The 17672-nt window shown below is 36.3% G+C and carries 16 protein-coding genes; 14 read left to right on the top strand and 2 right to left on the bottom strand.

Annotated elements, in window-relative coordinates:
* Window positions 1-57: 57 nt before the first annotated feature.
* From P177_RS01985 to P177_RS01950, 8 genes are all read left to right on the top strand, one after another.
* On the top strand, window positions 58-1323 hold the full coding sequence (locus P177_RS01985; protein ID WP_157486420.1) for a phosphatase PAP2 family protein: 1266 nt from the start codon (window positions 58-60) through the stop codon (window positions 1321-1323).
* Entirely contained in the window at window positions 1316-3007 is a 1692-nt protein-coding gene (locus tag P177_RS01980; protein WP_084684596.1) for a CRTAC1 family protein, read from the top strand. The genes P177_RS01985 and P177_RS01980 overlap by 8 nt, the downstream gene beginning before the upstream one ends.
* A gap of 123 nt (window positions 3008-3130) precedes the next feature.
* The gene (locus tag P177_RS01975; protein WP_036151309.1) at window positions 3131-3655 is read left to right on the top strand and encodes an RNA polymerase sigma factor; all 525 of its coding nucleotides are present in this window, start codon (window positions 3131-3133) and stop codon (window positions 3653-3655) included.
* Window positions 3656-3666: 11 nt separating this feature from the next.
* The gene (locus P177_RS01970) at window positions 3667-4080 is read left to right on the top strand and encodes a hypothetical protein (protein WP_051941675.1); all 414 of its coding nucleotides are present in this window, start codon (window positions 3667-3669) and stop codon (window positions 4078-4080) included.
* Between the two features lie 85 nt (window positions 4081-4165).
* Window positions 4166-4771: a TetR/AcrR family transcriptional regulator gene (locus P177_RS01965; RefSeq protein ID WP_036157597.1), complete on the top strand. Its 606-nt coding sequence runs from the start codon at window positions 4166-4168 to the stop codon at window positions 4769-4771.
* Window positions 4772-6112, top strand: a complete 1341-nt coding sequence (locus P177_RS01960) for a TolC family protein (protein WP_036151308.1) — start codon at window positions 4772-4774, stop codon at window positions 6110-6112.
* 25 nt (window positions 6113-6137) lie between these two features.
* The gene (locus tag P177_RS01955) at window positions 6138-7304 is read left to right on the top strand and encodes an efflux RND transporter periplasmic adaptor subunit (RefSeq protein WP_036151307.1); all 1167 of its coding nucleotides are present in this window, start codon (window positions 6138-6140) and stop codon (window positions 7302-7304) included.
* Window positions 7305-7310: 6 nt separating this feature from the next.
* Window positions 7311-10814: an efflux RND transporter permease subunit gene (locus P177_RS01950; RefSeq protein WP_036151305.1), complete on the top strand. Its 3504-nt coding sequence runs from the start codon at window positions 7311-7313 to the stop codon at window positions 10812-10814.
* Between the two features lie 72 nt (window positions 10815-10886).
* On the opposite strand, the gene P177_RS01945 is transcribed toward P177_RS01950, so the two are convergent.
* Window positions 10887-11234 carry a toxin-antitoxin system YwqK family antitoxin gene (locus tag P177_RS01945; RefSeq protein ID WP_036151303.1) on the bottom strand — a complete coding sequence of 116 codons (348 nt, stop codon included), beginning with the start codon at window positions 11232-11234 and terminating at the stop codon, window positions 10887-10889.
* A 259-nt stretch (window positions 11235-11493) separates the two neighbouring features.
* On the opposite strand from P177_RS01945, the gene aspS reads away from it, so the two are divergent.
* From aspS to P177_RS01915, 6 genes are all read left to right on the top strand, one after another.
* On the top strand, window positions 11494-13248 hold the full coding sequence (gene aspS, locus P177_RS01940; RefSeq protein ID WP_036151301.1) for an aspartate--tRNA ligase: 1755 nt from the start codon (window positions 11494-11496) through the stop codon (window positions 13246-13248).
* Window positions 13249-13378: 130 nt separating this feature from the next.
* Window positions 13379-13927 (top strand): hypothetical protein, encoded by a 549-nt coding sequence (locus P177_RS01935; protein ID WP_036151298.1) that lies wholly within the window; start codon window positions 13379-13381, stop codon window positions 13925-13927.
* A complete protein-coding gene (locus P177_RS01930) occupies window positions 13899-14726 on the top strand; it encodes a tetratricopeptide repeat protein (protein WP_036151296.1) in 828 nt (275 codons plus the stop codon). Before P177_RS01935 ends, P177_RS01930 begins: the two co-directional genes overlap by 29 nt.
* 35 nt (window positions 14727-14761) lie before the next feature.
* Window positions 14762-16546: a chloride channel protein gene (locus tag P177_RS01925; protein ID WP_036151292.1), complete on the top strand. Its 1785-nt coding sequence runs from the start codon at window positions 14762-14764 to the stop codon at window positions 16544-16546.
* 38 nt (window positions 16547-16584) lie between these two features.
* The gene (locus P177_RS01920; RefSeq protein ID WP_036151291.1) at window positions 16585-16851 is read left to right on the top strand and encodes a hypothetical protein; all 267 of its coding nucleotides are present in this window, start codon (window positions 16585-16587) and stop codon (window positions 16849-16851) included.
* Between the two features lie 70 nt (window positions 16852-16921).
* Window positions 16922-17113: a cold-shock protein gene (locus P177_RS01915; RefSeq protein ID WP_027065298.1), complete on the top strand. Its 192-nt coding sequence runs from the start codon at window positions 16922-16924 to the stop codon at window positions 17111-17113.
* 61 nt (window positions 17114-17174) lie between these two features.
* On the opposite strand, the gene P177_RS01910 is transcribed toward P177_RS01915, so the two are convergent.
* On the bottom strand, window positions 17175-17618 hold the full coding sequence (locus tag P177_RS01910; protein WP_036151289.1) for a nucleoside deaminase: 444 nt from the start codon (window positions 17616-17618) through the stop codon (window positions 17175-17177).
* Between the last annotated feature and the right edge of the window lie 54 nt (window positions 17619-17672).

Genomic DNA, 17672 nt, shown 5'->3' with positions numbered 1-17672 from the left:
ATTTTATCGCTTTTCTACTTGCTATTTAACGCATGTTCTCAAAAAGAACAACCAAAGATGAGCGATAAAGACGTAGCACTAGAATGGGCTAATATGACCTTGTTCATTACTAGATACACACCGTCAAACTCCCCCACTTTCGCATCTAGGGCTTTTGGGTATACCGGTCTTACCATGTATGAATCTGTAGTACCAGGCTTCACAGAATACAAAACCATGAACGGTCAGTTACCAGAATTAGAAAATCTTCCTACCGTTGACGGTACAAAAAAGTATAATTGGGTACTGGCATTAAATGCTGGGCAGTCAGAAATTCTAAAGAATATCTACGTTCAAACATCCGAAGAAAATATTCAAAAAATTGATTCCCTTGAACAAGTGATTTTCATTCAATTTCAAGATGGTTTAGATGAAGAAACCGTATCTCGTTCCGTAGAATTTGGCAAATCTGTTGCACATGCTATTTTCGAGTGGTCTAAAACAGATGGTGGGCATAGAGGTTATTTGAATAATTTTGACAAAGAAATGGTACACCCAGATAGACCGGGTGCATGGAAACCTCCCTTGTTCGCACAATCTTTCAGTCACCACCCTTTGCACCCTCATTGGGGTGAAAACAGAACTTTTGCTTCTACAAATAAAGAGTTAGAAGACCCGAAAATGATACCGTATGATACCACTCCCGGTTCTCCATATTACAAACAATTTGAAGACGTTTATCTCAAAGATTTAGAATTGACCCAATTAGAAAAGGAAGCTGCTATTTGGTGGGGAGATGACCCAGATGTAAGTTTTACACCACCAGGTCACTCCTACTATTTTGCTACCCTAGCTGTAGAAGGCCATGACATCTCCCTTATTGAAACTGCACAGGTCTATGCGCAAGTAGGTATGGCCGTTTCAGATGCCTTTGTTAACTGCTGGAAATGGAAATATCAATTCTTTACCGAGCGTCCAAATACGTTTGTACCTAAATATATAGATGAGGAATGGGAATCTTTTTGGCCTGATCCTCCATTTCCCTCTTTTCCATCTGGGCACGCTATACAAGCAGCTGCTGCTGCAACGGTCTTAGAACATAACTTTGGAAAAGAATTTACGTTTACTGACAGAGCCCACGAAGGCAGGGAACGCGATGAATTAAAGGAAACAGACTTTGTAGTAAGGTCATTCGACACTTTTTGGGATGCTGCACAAGAAACGGCAGATTCTAGGTTTTATGGCGGAATTCACACGCAATTAGATAATGAAGTAGGATTGGAAAAAGGGGTAGAAATAGCCAAAAATGTTTACGCTCTAGAATGGAAGAATACAAATGAATAATAATATAGCATCATTTATAAAAATCATAAGCCAACTGCTTTTTTTCTGCGGATGGTTTAGCAATGCTCAACAAACATTTGTTGATGTTACCGAAGATGCCGGCTTAGAACACCAATATGAAGTCTACGAAGGTACTTTTGGTGGCGGAGTTACCGTATTTGATTTTAATAATGACGGATTTGAAGACCTTTATATAACAAGTGGTATAAAATCTGACCGATTATACCTTAACAATGGAAACGGAACATTTAAGGATGTTTTTAAAGGTTCTGGTCTGGAAGTCACCAATGACTATGTTACCCAAGGTGTGGTTAGTGCAGATATCAATAAAGATGGATACAGGGACCTGTTCATCACCACCATTACTACCACCGATGGTAAAAGTGTTATACCAAGAGCAAAAAATCTATTGTTCTTAAATAATGGAGACTCCACATTTAAAGATGTTACCAATGAATACGGATTAGAAGATTTAAATTCCTTCAGCACAGGTCCAAGCTTTGGCGATATTGATGCAGATGGCTACCCTGATTTGTTTGTTGGTAATTATTTTCAAGAATTTACAGGTAAACTAGGTATTATAAAAGATGCTACGATAGTAAGTGCCAACCAAACCGCAAGAAGTTATTTACTAAAAAACGAAGGTGGTAAAAGTTTTGAAAATGTATATGATGAATATGGTTTAGGTCATAAAGGTTTTGGTTTTGGTGGTGTATTCACTGATTATGATAATGACCAAGACCAAGATTTATTGGTAAATCAAGATTTTGGCTATAAAGCAGTACCAAATTTTCTATACCAAAATGAATATCCTGATGACCATTTTGAAGACGTCAGCGAACAAACCGAAATGGATTTAAAAATCAACGCCATGGGCGCTGCGGTGGGTGACTATAACGGTGATGGGTGGATGGATTATTATATTACCAACATCAAGTTCAATATGCTAATGGAAAACCAAGGTACTGGTAACCCATTTGTAGACAAAGCCAAAGAGTTAGGTACTTACAACTTAGCAATTAGTTGGGGGGCAAATTTTGCTGATTTTGACCATGATGAAGATTTAGATTTGTTTGTTGCCAATGGAGATTTAAACCCCAATTGCACGCCTATGGGTAATTTCTTTTTTGAGAACAATGACAACACGTACACTGAAAAAGGCAGGGAACTAGCTATTAACGATTACGGTATTGGTAGAGGTTCTGTCATTTTTGACATGGATAATGATGGCGATATGGACTTGTTGGTCGTAAACCAACAACCAATTTTAAATTACCCAATAGCATCAACTACCCGTCTATTTAGAAATGACATTGCCAACGGCAATTGGTTAAAAGTAGCATTGAATGGTGTTGCTTCAGAAGCTAATGGTATTGGCTCTCGCGTTACCATAGTTACTAATGGTAAAAGAACGATTAGAGAAATAGATGGTGGTGGATCCAGCCATTTATCACAAAATTCTGTCATTGCACACTTTGGCTTAGGAGCCAATAAAAAGGTAGATTCTGTCATTGTGAATTGGACGGGTGGAAATACTCAGGTATTAACCAGTATTGACGCAAATCAGCAATTGGAAATCGTTGAAATTATACAACCTAAAAATGGATTATCCTACGTTTGGTATGCCGTAGGTGCTCTATTTATCATCATTAGTATCTTCTTGCTGATTCGAAAAAATAAATAAACCACTGATTTCTATCCTTTTAATATCCAAAAAGTACTTAGTTTTAAAAAAACTTTCCTAAAAATGCAATAGGTTTCAACTTCTTCGTCTTTATATATGAAGACCAATTGAAAATACTCTTGGATGTCATCCAACAAAAAAGATAACAAGAACCTGAATAGTTTTTTTGAAGAAGAATATAGTTCGATCAAACACTATATTCAATCTAAAATCAAACAAACATCAGAAAGTGATGCAGAAGACATTATACAAGATGTTGCATTACGTATTTTCTCTAGACCTATTGACGCTTTACCTATACATAACGTTGGCGGTTATGTATATAATGCAGTCAAAAATAGGATTACTGATATACTTCGCACTAAAAAATCTCGCTTAGATGACCAAGATCAACTAGAACTACTTTGGACGGATTTCACCAACCTATTCTACGATGAAACTTCCAACGAATATCCCCATCACGTTCGAGAAAAGCTAAAGATTGCAATTAGTGAGCTAAAACCTGTTTATAGGGACATTATCATCGCGGTAGATTTTGAAAATTACAGTTACAGAGAAATTGCCTCTGAAACCGGTATACCACAAGGTACACTTATGTCTAGAAGACATAGGGCATTATCAATATTACTTAAAAATATAGAAAATTAAAAAATAGCATTATGAAATCTAATTTGGAAAAAAACATGGAAAAATCAGTGCAACATTACGTGTACAAGGCGTTTAAAATTCTCTTTTTTGTTTTACTAGGCCTCGCTATAGCCTTTTTAGTGGGCTACATTGTTATGCGCCTATGGAATTGGCTTATGCCAGATATTTTTGGATTACCTCAAATAGATTATTGGAAAGCATTGGGAATACTTCTTTTCTCCAAAATAATCTTTGGCTTTGGAGGTGGAGATGGGTCAGGTAACAAGAAAAAGAACAAGCGCAAAAAGTTTACAAAATTTGACCCGTGTAAACCTGTAAGAAATGATTTTTCTAAATGGAAACATTATGATGAATTCTGGAAAAATGAAGGAGAACAAGCTTACAAAGACTATGTTGCTAGAAATGAATCCATAAACAACGGGTGAACTTTTAAAAATGACATTAATAAATTGTAAAACTTTGGAAACTTTTATAGTTTTTAAAGTTTCCTGCAGTATATTTGCAACCGTTATGAAGGAAAAAATACGGGATACGGCATCACAGCTTTTCTTGGAACGTGGTTTTAAAAGTATTACAATGGACGATATTGCCAATGAAATAGGCATGTCTAAAAAAACCATTTACAGCGAATACAGCAATAAAACTTCATTGGTCGAAGATTGTGTGATGAACAAGTTTTGCCACTTAAGTGATGGTATAGACTTAATTATAGCGATGGAGAAAAACGCTATAGAAGAATTATATGAGATAAAAAGGTATGTAATGTCTCATTTAAATGATGAAAAAAGTTCACCCCAGTATCAACTAATGAAATACTATCCAAAAATTCATAAAAATCTTAAGCTCATGCAGTTTGATAAAATGCATAGCTGCGTATTATTAAATGTAGAACGAGGTTTGGAGCAAGGGTTATTTAGGGACAATATAGATCCTGAATTTGTTGCCAGAATATATTTTACCGGTATGAACAGTATAAAAGATCAGAATGTATTTCCCCTAGATCGTTTTCCAATTTCTAAACTAATGGATTCATTTTTAGAATATCACCTTAGAGGAATAGTCACCCCAAAAGGAAAAGCAATTTTAAACAACATCATCAATTCAAATCAAGAATAAATGCGAAATCAATTAGTAATCTTAATCACAATTCTAAGTATAAGCTTAGGATATTCACAAGAGCAAAACTATTCCTTCACTTTAGACGAGGCGATAGAGTTTGCTTTGGAAAACAACTATACTGCCATTAATGCAAATAGAGATATTATAGATGCCCAAAAGCAAAAATGGGAAACTATAGCAGGTGGATTACCACAAATAAATGGATCTGTCGGGTACTCCAATCAATTAAAACAACCTGTTTCGCTGTTACCAGCAGAATTCGTAGGCGGGGAAGCAGGAGACTTTATACCTATAGTTTTCTCTCAACCACAGTCTATGACTGCAACAGCTACCCTAACTCAACAAATTTTTGACGGCTCGTATATTGTTGGCGTACAGGCTACCAAGGCTTTTTTAAGTTATAGCGACAACAACAAAGAGAAAACCGATTTAGATGTTAGAAAGCAGGTAGTTGAAGCATACGGCAATGTACTTCTAGCTGAAGAGAGCGTAAAAATATTAGAGAAGAATAAAGAAACGCTTGAAAAGACACTTTTTGAAACCTCAAAATTATTTGAAAACGGATTAGGAGATGAAGAAAGTGTTGATCAGTTACAGATCACCTTATCATCTATAGAAAATCAGTTGCAAAATACGCTTAGACTTAAGGAAATTACTTTACAAATGCTAAATGTAAGTATGGGGCTAGATCTTAACGCACCAACTCAACTGCAAGAGAAACTAGAAGATTTAACGATGTCAAAAATGGATTTAGGTATTCTAACTACCGATTTTAATATTGAAGACAACGTAGATTACAAACTAGCGGAGAATTTAAATGAACAACGCTTTTTTGAATGGAAATTAGCCAGAAGTCGTGCACTACCAACGTTAAATGCATACATCAACTACGGTAGTTCTGCCTACTCAGAAAGCTTTGATTTTTTTAGTGGAGATCAAGAGTGGTTTGATTCTTCCATTTTAGGTTTAGACCTCAATATTCCAATTTTTAGTTCTTTAAAAAGAAGCGCCAGTACGCAACGTGCTAAAATTGCTTTAGAAAAAGCAAAAACACAGTTAACAGAGGCAGAACAACAGATTAGATTACAATTAGAAAATGCAAAGAATAACTACACATTAGCTATTGATAATTATGAAACTGCCAAACAAAACCTAATGCTATCTGAACGTATTGAAAATAAAAACCAAATAAAATATAAAGAAGGTTTAGCCACCAGTTTTGAGTTAAGACAGGCTCAAACCCAATTATATACCACCCAACAAGAATTCTTACAATCTATGGTTGAGGTTATAAATAAAAAGACCGAGTTGGAAATCATCATAAATACAAAAGACTAAATAATCAATCATTAAAAATACAATCATGAAGAAAATACTAATTTTATTAACTGCAACCATAGGCATTTACTCGTGCGGTGACGGCGAACAATCGGTAGCGGATATTATATCCCAACAAGATTTAGAGGCCATACGAGTAAAGAAGAATGAAATTACAGCTCAGCAAAAAATTATCGATGCCCAACTTAAATCATTGGATTCCGCTATCGGTATTTTAGGTAATGTGGAAAAATTACCTTTGGTAAATACCTTAACCGCTAAAAAAGAAGTATTTAATCACTTTCTAGAATTACAGGGCGATGTTTCTACCAAACAAAATGTATTGATCTATCCAGAAATGGCAGGTACACTACAAAGGGTTTATGTTAAAGAAGGTGCTAAAGTTTCTAGAGGTCAGGTATTGGCTACTATTGATGATGGTGGTATGTCAAGCCAATTAAGTCAACTGAAATCTCAGGCCGCACTGGCTAAAACTACTTTTGAACGCCAAGAACGTTTATGGAATCAGAATATTGGTTCAGAAATTCAATTCTTACAGGCTAAAACCAATTATGAAGCTGCTGAAAATATGGTATCTCAGGCACAGAGTCAATTAGGAAAATCTACTATTAGAGCTCCATTCTCCGGTATCATTGATAATGTAATAAAAGATCAAGGTACAGTGGTTGCTCCAGGTCCAGGTTCTGAAGTTTTTCGTATTGTAAATCTTTCAGACATGTATATTGAAGTAGAGGTCCCAGAATCTTACATTGGCAATGTAACCAAAGGAAAAGAAGCATTGGTATACTTTCCTGTTTTAGGCGACAGCATTGTTACCAAAATTAGAGAGACAGGTAATTTCATCAATCCTTCTAACCGTTCTTTTGAAGCTGAAATTCCCGTACCTAACAAAGAAGGTAGAATAAAACCTAATTTAACTGCAAAGGTTGCTATAAACGATTATACAAGTGAAGAAGCTATTTTGATACCAACCAGTATAATTTCAGAAAATGCAGACGGTGAGCAGTATGTATTCGTAGCGGAAGAGCCTAATACTGATGGAGAAGCTCTAGTAAAAAGAAGCGTTATCACAACTGGTAAAACCCAAGGTGGCAATATTGAAGTATTATCTGGTTTAGCTGATGGTAACCAAATTATAAAAGAAGGTGCCAGAAGCGTTAAGGATGGTCAAAAAGTAAAAATCAAAAAATAAATATCGATGAGCAAAGTACAAAAGAACGCCGATAAGGAATTCGGTATATCGTCTTGGGCCATTGATAACCCTTCGGTTATTTATGTCATGATAGCCATTTTTCTTTGGTTGGGATTTAGTGCCTATATGGCCATGCCTAGAGAAGATTTTCCAGAAATTATAGAAACCAAGATCTACATTAGTACACCATACCCTGGTAACACCGCTGAAGATATTGAAAAACTGATTACGGATCCTTTAGAAGACAGGTTAAAGAACATTAGTAATGTGGTTGAGATTACCTCAACTTCTCAAGAAGATTATGCCATTTTAACCATAGAATTTGACGAGGACATTACCGTTGAACAAGCTAAGCAAAAGGTAAAAGATGAGGTAGACAGTGAAAAAGCGAGTGAAGACTGGCCAACTTTTAACGGTGCCAAAGTAGAACCAAATGTATTTGACCTTAACTTCTCTGAAGAAGTGCCTATTATGAACATCAACTTTACAGGTGATTATCCTGTAGAGAAATTAAAGGAATTTGCAGAATACCTACAAGATGAAGTAGAAGATCTACAAGAAATTAAACAAGCGGACATTCGTGGAGCACAAGATTTAGAGGTGGAAGTTGGTGTTGACATCTACAAAATGATGGCTGCTAAAATTAGCTTTCAAGATGTTATCAGCGCTATAAGCAATGGGAACATGACAATGTCTGCCGGTAATTTGAAAACTGTTGGACAAAGACGTACCATTCGTATTTTAGGTGAAGTAGAGGATCCTAAAGAACTGAACAACTTTGTGGTTAAATCTGAGAACGGTGCCGTATACTTAAAAGATATTGCGACGATTAACTTTCAGGCAAAAGACAAAACTACTTATGCTCGTGAATTTGGGAATAACGTAGTAATGCTCGATGTTAAGAAGAGAGCGGGTAGAAACTCCATTTCTGCGGCCGATAAAATAAAAGCATTGGTAAAGAAAGAGAAAGCCGATTACTTTCCTCCAGATTTAAATATCTCTATTGCCAATGATTCTTCTACGCGTACATTGAACCAAGTTGATGATTTGGTAAACAATATCATCTTTGGTATTATACTCGTTGTAACCGTTTTAATGTTTTTCTTAGGTTTTAGGAATGCATTATTCGTTGGTTTTGCAATACCGATGTCCATGTTCATGTCATTTGTAATTCTTTCATGGCTAGGTTACACGCTTAATACCATGATTCTCTTCGGAATGATTATGGGGCTTGGTATGTTGGTTGACAATGGTATTGTAGTTGTTGAAAATGTATACCGATTAATGGACGAAGGCATGTCTAGAATAGAGGCCGCTAAAAAAGGTATCGGTGAAATTGCCTACCCAATTATTATATCGACAGCTACAACTGTGGCAGCATTTGTTCCTTTAGGTCTTTGGCCCGGTATATTTGGGCAGTTTATGATCTACTTCCCTATTACATTATCCGTTGTATTGGGATCCTCATTATTTGTGGCCATATTCATGAACTCTATGTTGGTTTCCAAATTCATGAGTACCGATGAAAAAGAACTGACCCTAAAGCAATTGATTAGAATGAGTGCAATTCTAGTTGGTCTAGGAGCGTTAATTTTAATTTTTGGTGGTGCAATGCGCGGCTTAGGTTCTGTATTGATCCTTACTGCGATCATGTTCTGGGCATACAAATATATCATCAAGGGATCTGCTATTAAATTCCAGAAGAATACAATGGCACGTTTTGAAAATTGGTATGAACGTCGATTAAAGCACGCCTTAAGAGGAAGTAATGTATACTGGTATTTTGGTATAACATTCTTAATGCTAATCGGTGTATTCATGTTATTTGGTATGTCTGTTGGTAGCGGTAGAACTAAAATTGAATTCTTCCCAGATAACAAACCAAATGAAATCTATGTGTATGTAGAATATCCTGAGGGAACATCTATTGAGAAGACCAATGAGATTACCAAAGAGGTTGAGAACCAGGTGTACGCAATCATGGATGATGATATGTACAAGAATAAAAAGGGTGAAAACTTTATGATGGCATCTGCTGTATCTGTAGTAGGTGAAGGTGCCGGTAATCCGCTTACCGATGGTGGTTCTTCTGCCGAAATGCCACATAAGGGTAAGGTAACCGTAAACTTTAGCGAGTATAAATTTCGTAATGGTTTAAATACCGAAGATATTCGTGGTCGTGTACAAGCCGCATTACAGGGCATTTATCCTGGTGTTGCCATATCGGTAGAGAAAGATGCTAATGGACCGCCAGCAGGTTTCCCAATTAACATTGAACTTGAGGGTAACGATTATGACGAACTGATCAATACTGCTGAAGACATTAAAAACTTCATCAATACTAAAAATATCGCTGGTATTGAAGAATTGAAAATAGATGTAAACAAGGGCAAACCAGCCATGCAAGTAATTGTAGATCGCCAAAAAGCGGGAGAATTAGGTGTTGCCGTTGGTCAAGTAGGTAATCAACTAAGACGTTCTATTTTTGGTGAAAAAGCAGGTGTTTACAAAGAGGATGGTGAAGATTATGATATCAACATTAGATTTAATGAAGATTTAAGGTACAACAAGAGCGCGCTTTTCAATCAGAATATCATTTTTAGAGACCCTGCTAACGGACAGATAAAGGAGATTCCGATTTCTGCGGTAGCAAAAGAAAAAAATACATCTGGTTATAGTGCTATTAAACACCGTGATGGTAAACGAGTTGTAACTATTTACTCCGGATTAAAACCTGGTTTCACGGATGCCGGAGCTATTGTTGCCGAAATCCAAAATGAAATGGGAAGTTTTGATGGAACTCCCGCTACCGTTAAAATTGATTATACAGGTCAATTAGAAGAGCAAGCGAAGCAACAAGCGTTCTTAGTAGGTGCATTTTTCTCAGGATTAGGATTGATCATGCTTATTCTAATTTTCCAATTTGGTGGTATATCTAAACCATTGATTATTATGATTGCCATTTTCCTAAGCTTTATAGGAGTGTTTGGAGGATTGATGATTACCGGATGGTCATTCGTAATTATGATGACCATGATGGGTATTATATCATTAGCCGGTATTGTAGTAAATAACGGTGTGGTGCTCCTCGATTATACCCAAATTCTAATAGATCGTAAAAAGGTACGTCTGGGTATAGAAGACGGTGATTTGTTAACCATGGATGATGCAACAGATTCCATGATCGTAGGTGGTAAGGCAAGATTACGACCCGTAATATTGACAGCCATAACAACAGTATTAGGATTGATTCCGTTGGCTATTGGTCTAAACATTGATTTCTTTGCCCTGTTCTCAGAGTTTAACCCACATATTTATATAGGTGGTGACAACGTAATTTTCTGGGGGCCATTGGCATGGACCGTAATCTTCGGTTTATTGGTTGCTACCTTCTTAACTCTAATCATTGTGCCTGTACTATTCAATATAGTATATCGCATAAAAGTCAAGATCAGCAGTTTTGGAAACAAGAGCAACGACCAAAACGAACAATTTGAAAGTGTAGCATAATACACTTAAAGTTAATAGCATAAAAAAGCCCGTATCATAATTGATACGGGCTTTTTATTTGAGTTAGTTAGTTTATTTATTACTAACAACAGGATCTTTTGTGTTTGCTTTAGATACACTTGCAATTCTGTTATTATCAAAACTTACTTCGCTTTGTACATCACCCTCCCAGAATAACCACTTACCGGTTCTAATACCGTTCTCATAGTTACCCATAGCAATTTTATCTCCTTTTTCATTGAACATTTTCCATTCACCTTCTAACTTCTCATTTAAAAAGTATCCTTCTTGAGACTTTTCTCCATTTGCGTGAAAGTAAGTAGCTTTTACTTTATCTCCTTCTTTTTCAAAAGTAGGATCAACTTGAGCATATGCTCCTAAAGACAATGCCATTACGGCTATAATTAAGATTTTTTTCATGATATATTTTTTTTTGGGATTATTATTTTACAATACACTAACGAGATAAAGATACAATTATTTTGCAATTAATCAATGTTTTGGTAACTTTTACATAACATTAACTTTACATTAGAGCTATATTAACCTGTTTATTAAGTGTTTAGATTAAAATAGTATCGATTATAACATAAACCGGTCATCCTATAAAACGTGCCTTTCATATAGACCTATAATGAAATAGACTTCTTAAATTTGCCCTTTCATTAAAGCACATGTTATGTATAGAAGCCATTCCTGCGGGGAATTAAGAGAATCACATATTGGCGAAACAGTTACCCTTTCTGGGTGGGTTTCCAAAACAAGAGACAAAGGTTTTGTTGTTTGGGTAGATATACGTGATCGTTATGGTATTACACAACTAGTTCTTGATGAAGACCGTACCAATGCAGAACTTTTAGAGCAAGCTAGAAATCTAGGAAGAGAGTTTGTTATTCAAATTAAAGGTGAGGTTATTGAAAGAGCTTCCAAAAACGCAAACATCCCAACGGGTAATATTGAAGTTTTGGTATCCGAATTAACCATTTTAAACGAATCTAAGACTCCGCCGTTCACTATAGAGAACGAAACTGATGGTGGAGAAGACCTACGTATGAAATATAGGTATTTAGACATCCGTAGAAATCCTGTAAAAAACAACCTTATTTTTAGAAGTAAGGTAACCATGGAAGTTCGTAAATTTTTATCGGGCGAAGGCTTTATAGAAGTAGAGACTCCGTATTTAATAAAATCTACACCAGAAGGTGCTAGAGATTTCGTGGTACCTAGCCGTATGAACGAAGGGCAGTTTTACGCCCTACCACAATCGCCACAAACCTTTAAGCAGTTGCTAATGGTGGGTGGTATGGATAAATACTTTCAGATTGTAAAGTGTTTTAGAGATGAAGATTTACGTGCCGATAGACAGCCAGAGTTTACACAGATAGATTGTGAAATGGCCTTTGTTGAGCAAGAAGATATACTTAACGTATTCGAGAACTTGACCAAGTACCTTTTAAAAGAAGTGAATGGTGTTGAAATCGATTCTTTCCCGAGAATGACGTATGATGATGCTATGGCTAAATACGGTAACGATAAGCCAGATATTCGTTTTGGAATGGAGTTCGCTGAATTAAACGCTATTGCACAGCATAAAGAATTTGGAGTTTTCAATTCATCTGAACTAGTAGTTGGTATTGCCGTACCAGGTGCTGCTTCTTATACTAGAAAAGAGTTAGATGCCTTGGTAAACTGGGTTAAGCGCCCACAAATTGGTGCTAACGGAATGGTTTACGTAAAATGCAATGAAGATGGAAGCTTTAAATCTACCGTAGATAAATTCTACGACCAGGACGATTTAGCAAAATGGGCAGAAGCAACAGGCGCCAAACCAGGTGATCTTATATGTGTACTTTCTGGTGATGCCAATAAAACAAGAACACAGTTAAGTGCCTTACGTATGGAAATGGCAACTAGACTAGGATTAAGAAAACCAAACGAATTTGCACCATTATGGGTAGTAGATTTCCCATTGTTGGAGCTTGATGAAGAAACTGGTCATTACCATGCCATGCACCACCCATTTACATCACCAAAACCAGGTCAGTTAGAATTACTGGATACTGACCCAGGTGCTGTACGTGCAAATGCATACGATTTGGTATTGAACGGAAACGAAATAGGCGGTGGTTCTATTCGTATACATGATAAGGATATGCAAGCAACCATGTTCAAGCACTTAGGCTTTACTCCTGAAGAAGCAAAAGCACAATTCGGTTTCTTAATGGATGCATTCCAATACGGTGCACCACCACATGGCGGACTAGCATTTGGTTTGGATAGACTTGTATCTATTTTAGGCGGACAAGAAACGATTAGGGATTTCATTGCCTTCCCTAAAAATAATAGCGGTAGAGATGTCATGATCGATGCCCCTGCCCCAATTGATAATGAGCAATTGAAAGAATTGAACTTGAAGTTGGATATTCAAGAATAAACCATCTTGACAAAGTGATAATAAAAAATCCCGCCTAGTCCGGGATTTTTTTGTTTGCTCTTCTCTTCAATTGGATACCTTACAAATCAACTACCACACTACGTAAGGTATTTTTTGTTAAATTCACTTTGTGAAAAAATGGGTAAAAGTTGTATTGTATAGTTTATTGGGCATAGTTCTAATCATTGGTGCTGCGGCTGGGTACTTTTACCTTAAGTTTAAAAAGGATTTCGACACTACTGACCAACCATATAAAAACTACATAGGTTACATAGACCCAGAAAAGGCGCTATTGAATAATACATATAGCTTATGCAATAATGGTAAAATTTACCGCACGTACAATGGCGCTGGCTTAGACGCTTATAAAAATACCAAAAGGCAATTTAGAATAAACCTAGCAAACAAGTATTCAGGTGATTCGTTTACCGAATCTGGTTACATAAACTTTCGCTTTTTAGTGAATTGTGATGGAAATCCCGGCTGGTTTGAAATTGTTCAAATGAATTTAGACTTAGAGGAAAAAGAATTGAATTCAGAAATGGTAGATTCCCTTTTAACTTTTACCGCAATGCCAGAAAATTGGAATACTCTAGAATTTAGGGAAGATCCTGGCAATTATTACATGTATATATCTTATCGAATAGAAAATGGAAAAGTGGTCGAAATTATTCCTTAGTGGCTTTACATTCTTGTTATTTATTTCCTGTGGAAAGAGTGACAACGTAAAAGACCCAAGAACCCTAGCCGAAGAAAGGTTTGAAGATGCTGCATTTTATATGCAAGGCTCAGTTGCTTTTCAAAATGGTATAGCTGAAGCTGTAGCTATAGACCCAACATATGAACCTGGGGTTTATGAACTATCAGTAGCCGACCTAAAACGTGGATTACCACACAAATGGCTACCTCAATATAATAAAGCAGCAGCATTAAATCCTGAACAACGAATTCCATGGCGAGGTTATCTCTACTTGTGGTTCTACAGAGATTACGAAAAAGCCATTGCAGATTTTAACGCATCAGATACGCTAACTCCGTATTTAGACTATCCACAAGGACATAGTGTCGATTTTTGGCGTGGCATTGCGTATTTAGGAGCAAAAGATTATGAGAATTCAATTGCATTTTGGGACAAGCACATTACCAAGGAAACTGAAGATTCTGGTGAAGATTGGGTAGAACTTGAAGCATTTCTCTATAGGGGTATAGCCTATTATGAAGCTGATAATAGTAAAAAAGCAAATAAGAATTTTGACAAAGTTATTCAGTACTTTACCAGCTCTGCAGATGCTAAATATTACAAAGCACAGCTACTATTAAATGAAGGAGATAAAAAGACAGCTTTAAACATGATTGATGATGCCATTGTAGATTTCAACAACGGCTATTATAATAACAGAGGTTATGTAGAAACCCTACGCCAAATTTATCTTGAAGATTTAGAAGAGCTTAAATCAAAAATCATAGCCAGTAATTAAATACCTTTGACCCTTACTAATGTTATGGCCAAAACATGCCCATTCAAGCGAACAACCTTTTAAAGCGTATTTATAAGTGGAGATATAAGAACATCTCCCAAAAGACCTTTATATATATTTTAAGTGTAGTTGTAGGGCTTTTAGCCGGCTTGGCATCCGTTACCCTTAAAAACATAACCTACTTCATTGAGGCATCGCTTGAAAAAGGAATTATATTCTCTAGCAATCAACTGTATTTCATCCTCCCTATTATCGGTCTTACATTGGTATATCTTTATGTAAAATACATTCATAAAGAGAAACTTAATCATGCCGTATCCTCTATTCTGTTTTCTTTATCTAAAAACAAAGGCCACATAGATGTAAAGCAAGTATACACCCAACTTATTATTGCTCCGTTAACTGTAGGTTTTGGTGGATCTGTAGGGTTGTTAGGACCTGCTGTTGCAACGGGCGCAGCTATAAGTTCAAATCTAGGACGCCTGTTTCATATCAATTCAAAAACTCGTTCCCTGTTAATTGCTTGCGCTTCGGCAGGCGCTATATCCTCCATATTTCAATCGCCCATTGCGGCCATAATTTTCGCCGTAGAAGTATTTAGTATGGATCTTACCATGATATCCATGTTACCCTTATTACTAGCTTCCATAAGCGGTGTGCTTACTTCCTACTTTTTCATGGGAAATGAGGTTTTATTAAATTTTTCCAATACAGAACCCTTTGAAATTAAAGACACCTTATTCTATATTCTTTTAGGGGTTGGCACTGCGATAGCATCTATCTATTTTACCAAAATGTACTTTAGAATCGTAAACCTCTTTAAACCATTAAAAAGTCCGAAATACCGCCTTTTAGTTGGTGGTTTAGCTATAGGCATTATGCTATATATGATCCCGCCTTTATATGGTGAAGGGTTTTCCTTTATAAACTACTTGCTTATAGGTGACCACATTACTGCTTTAGGCAAAACTCCTTTTGATACCTACACAAACAACATCTGGATTGTAATTGCCCTATTAATAGGTATTACCATTTTTAAGGCTGTTGCCATGACCACTACACTGGCTGCAGGTGGTGCTGGTGGTATTTTTATCCCAACCATGGTAATGGGTAGTGCTTTAGGTAATGTAGTTGCCAAGATTATCAATAATTCTGGACTAGGGTTTTCAGTATCAGAGAGTAACTTTACGTTAATTGGTATGGCCGGTCTTATTGCTGGAGTACAACATGCCCCATTAACCGCTATTTTCTTAATTGCGGAAATCACTGGTGGTTATGCTTTATTTGTTCCTCTGATGATTACGGCATCTATATCATACCTTATCACTAAAAACACGGTAGATTACACTATTTACACGAGAGAGCTAGCTGAAAGTGGCGATTTATTGACCCATGATAAAGACCAAGCTGTTCTTACGCTAATGGACCTAGAATCTGTAATTGAAACTAATTTTAAAATTGTGCATCCAGAGATGACTTTAGGTGAAATGTTACATGATTCCGTTGCAAAATCTACCAGGAACATTTTTCCCGTAGTTGATGAAAATCAGCGGTTTTTGGGCATTATTCTTTTAGATGATATTAGAGAATTTATGTTCGATACCAAATTGTACAACACCACAAAGGTGGAAACCTTTACGCATAAAGCCCCAGATCATATTTATTACGGGTTGGATAGTATGCAGATTGTCATGCAAAAATTTCAAGATAGTGGCGCGTGGAATTTACCCGTTGTTAAAAATGGAAAATACATGGGTTTTGTATCTAAATCAAAATTATTGACCGCTTACAGAAGAGAATTGATACGTTTTACCAAATAAAAAGTAAATTCCTCAAATCTTTTAGAAAAAGAAACAACATGAAATACATCATCACCATTATAGTTTTAATCTCCATAGGACTAATCATTTATGGATTTAGCCTAGATGTTGGCCAAGAAGCATTATCACATAGATTTATTGGTTCAGGTACTTTAGGACTGTTTTTATTGGCAATGCCACTTTTTTTGATAAAAGAAAGCAAGGGTAAAAAATTCAACGATTATATGCTTACAGATGAAAATGTGAGAAAAATGCAAGGAAAAAAGCCTAGAAACACTGATAATCAAGACACTCCTGAAAAATAAACCCTCAATTTCCTACCAATCAACAGGAAAAAATATTAAATTAGAATGTTAATATTAAAATTTCAATACAATGATTGGTACCGTCAAATTTTACAATGAATCTAAAGGTTATGGATTTATAACCAATGAAGAAACTGGAAAAGATATTTTTGTTCATGCCACCGCTTTACACGGCACGGAAATTAGAGAAGGTGATAAAGTGAGCTACGAAGAGGAAGAAGGAAGAAAAGGCACAGTTGCCGGACAAGTACAAGTACTATAAATTCCTTTCATGAAAAACTAGATAACCGCGCTATTGCGTGGTTTTTCATTTATACTAAATCCTATTTTCTTTTTTTTGCAAAAAACTGAAGCAATAAACTTGCAGCTTCATCTTCTAAAACACCACCTAATATTTTGGTTTTAGGATGTAATGTAGTTCCCATAACTCCGCACCCACGCTGTTCATCTGTAGCGCCATAAACGATTTTACCGATCTGGCTCCAATATAACGCTCCTGCACACATTTGGCATGGCTCTAAGGTTACGTAAAGCGTACAGTCCTTTAAATATTTTCCACCTAAAAAATTTGCGGCCGAAGTAATTGCCTGCATTTCTGCATGTGCGGTTACATCGTTCAGTTTTTCGGTAAGGTTATGGGCTCTTGCAATGATTCTATCCTGTACTACGATTACCGCACCTACAGGTACTTCGCCAGCTTCGAGGGCGTACTCTGCCTCTTGTAGCGCCTTTTTCATAAAATAAGTATCATCGTAAGGTAAAACCATAGGTTCAAAAATACGACAGTTTCATTTTTAAAAAAGTATTTTTGTCTTCATTAT

It is taken from the genome of Maribacter forsetii DSM 18668, from assembly GCF_000744105.1.
Taxonomy (GTDB): Bacteria; Bacteroidota; Bacteroidia; order Flavobacteriales; family Flavobacteriaceae; genus Maribacter; species Maribacter forsetii.
This window is presented reverse-complemented; position numbering and strand designations above follow the sequence as displayed.

Coding starts and splice junctions, on each gene's coding strand:
- P177_RS01950 (WP_036151305.1), top strand. CDS start 7,311: ATGAGCAAAGTACAAAAGAACGCCGATAAGGAATTCGGTATATCGTCT.
- P177_RS01960 (WP_036151308.1), top strand. CDS start 4,772: ATGCGAAATCAATTAGTAATCTTAATCACAATTCTAAGTATAAGCTTA.
- P177_RS01975 (WP_036151309.1), top strand. CDS start 3,131: ATGTCATCCAACAAAAAAGATAACAAGAACCTGAATAGTTTTTTTGAA.
- aspS (WP_036151301.1), top strand. CDS start 11,494: ATGTATAGAAGCCATTCCTGCGGGGAATTAAGAGAATCACATATTGGC.
- P177_RS01910 (WP_036151289.1), bottom strand. CDS start 17,618: ATGGTTTTACCTTACGATGATACTTATTTTATGAAAAAGGCGCTACAA.
- P177_RS01915 (WP_027065298.1), top strand. CDS start 16,922: ATGATTGGTACCGTCAAATTTTACAATGAATCTAAAGGTTATGGATTT.
- P177_RS01955 (WP_036151307.1), top strand. CDS start 6,138: ATGAAGAAAATACTAATTTTATTAACTGCAACCATAGGCATTTACTCG.
- P177_RS01970 (WP_051941675.1), top strand. CDS start 3,667: ATGAAATCTAATTTGGAAAAAAACATGGAAAAATCAGTGCAACATTAC.
- P177_RS01985 (WP_157486420.1), top strand. CDS start 58: ATGAGCGATAAAGACGTAGCACTAGAATGGGCTAATATGACCTTGTTC.
- P177_RS01930 (WP_036151296.1), top strand. CDS start 13,899: ATGGAAAAGTGGTCGAAATTATTCCTTAGTGGCTTTACATTCTTGTTA.
- P177_RS01920 (WP_036151291.1), top strand. CDS start 16,585: ATGAAATACATCATCACCATTATAGTTTTAATCTCCATAGGACTAATC.
- P177_RS01980 (WP_084684596.1), top strand. CDS start 1,316: ATGAATAATAATATAGCATCATTTATAAAAATCATAAGCCAACTGCTT.
- P177_RS01925 (WP_036151292.1), top strand. CDS start 14,762: ATGCCCATTCAAGCGAACAACCTTTTAAAGCGTATTTATAAGTGGAGA.
- P177_RS01965 (WP_036157597.1), top strand. CDS start 4,166: ATGAAGGAAAAAATACGGGATACGGCATCACAGCTTTTCTTGGAACGT.
- P177_RS01945 (WP_036151303.1), bottom strand. CDS start 11,234: ATGAAAAAAATCTTAATTATAGCCGTAATGGCATTGTCTTTAGGAGCA.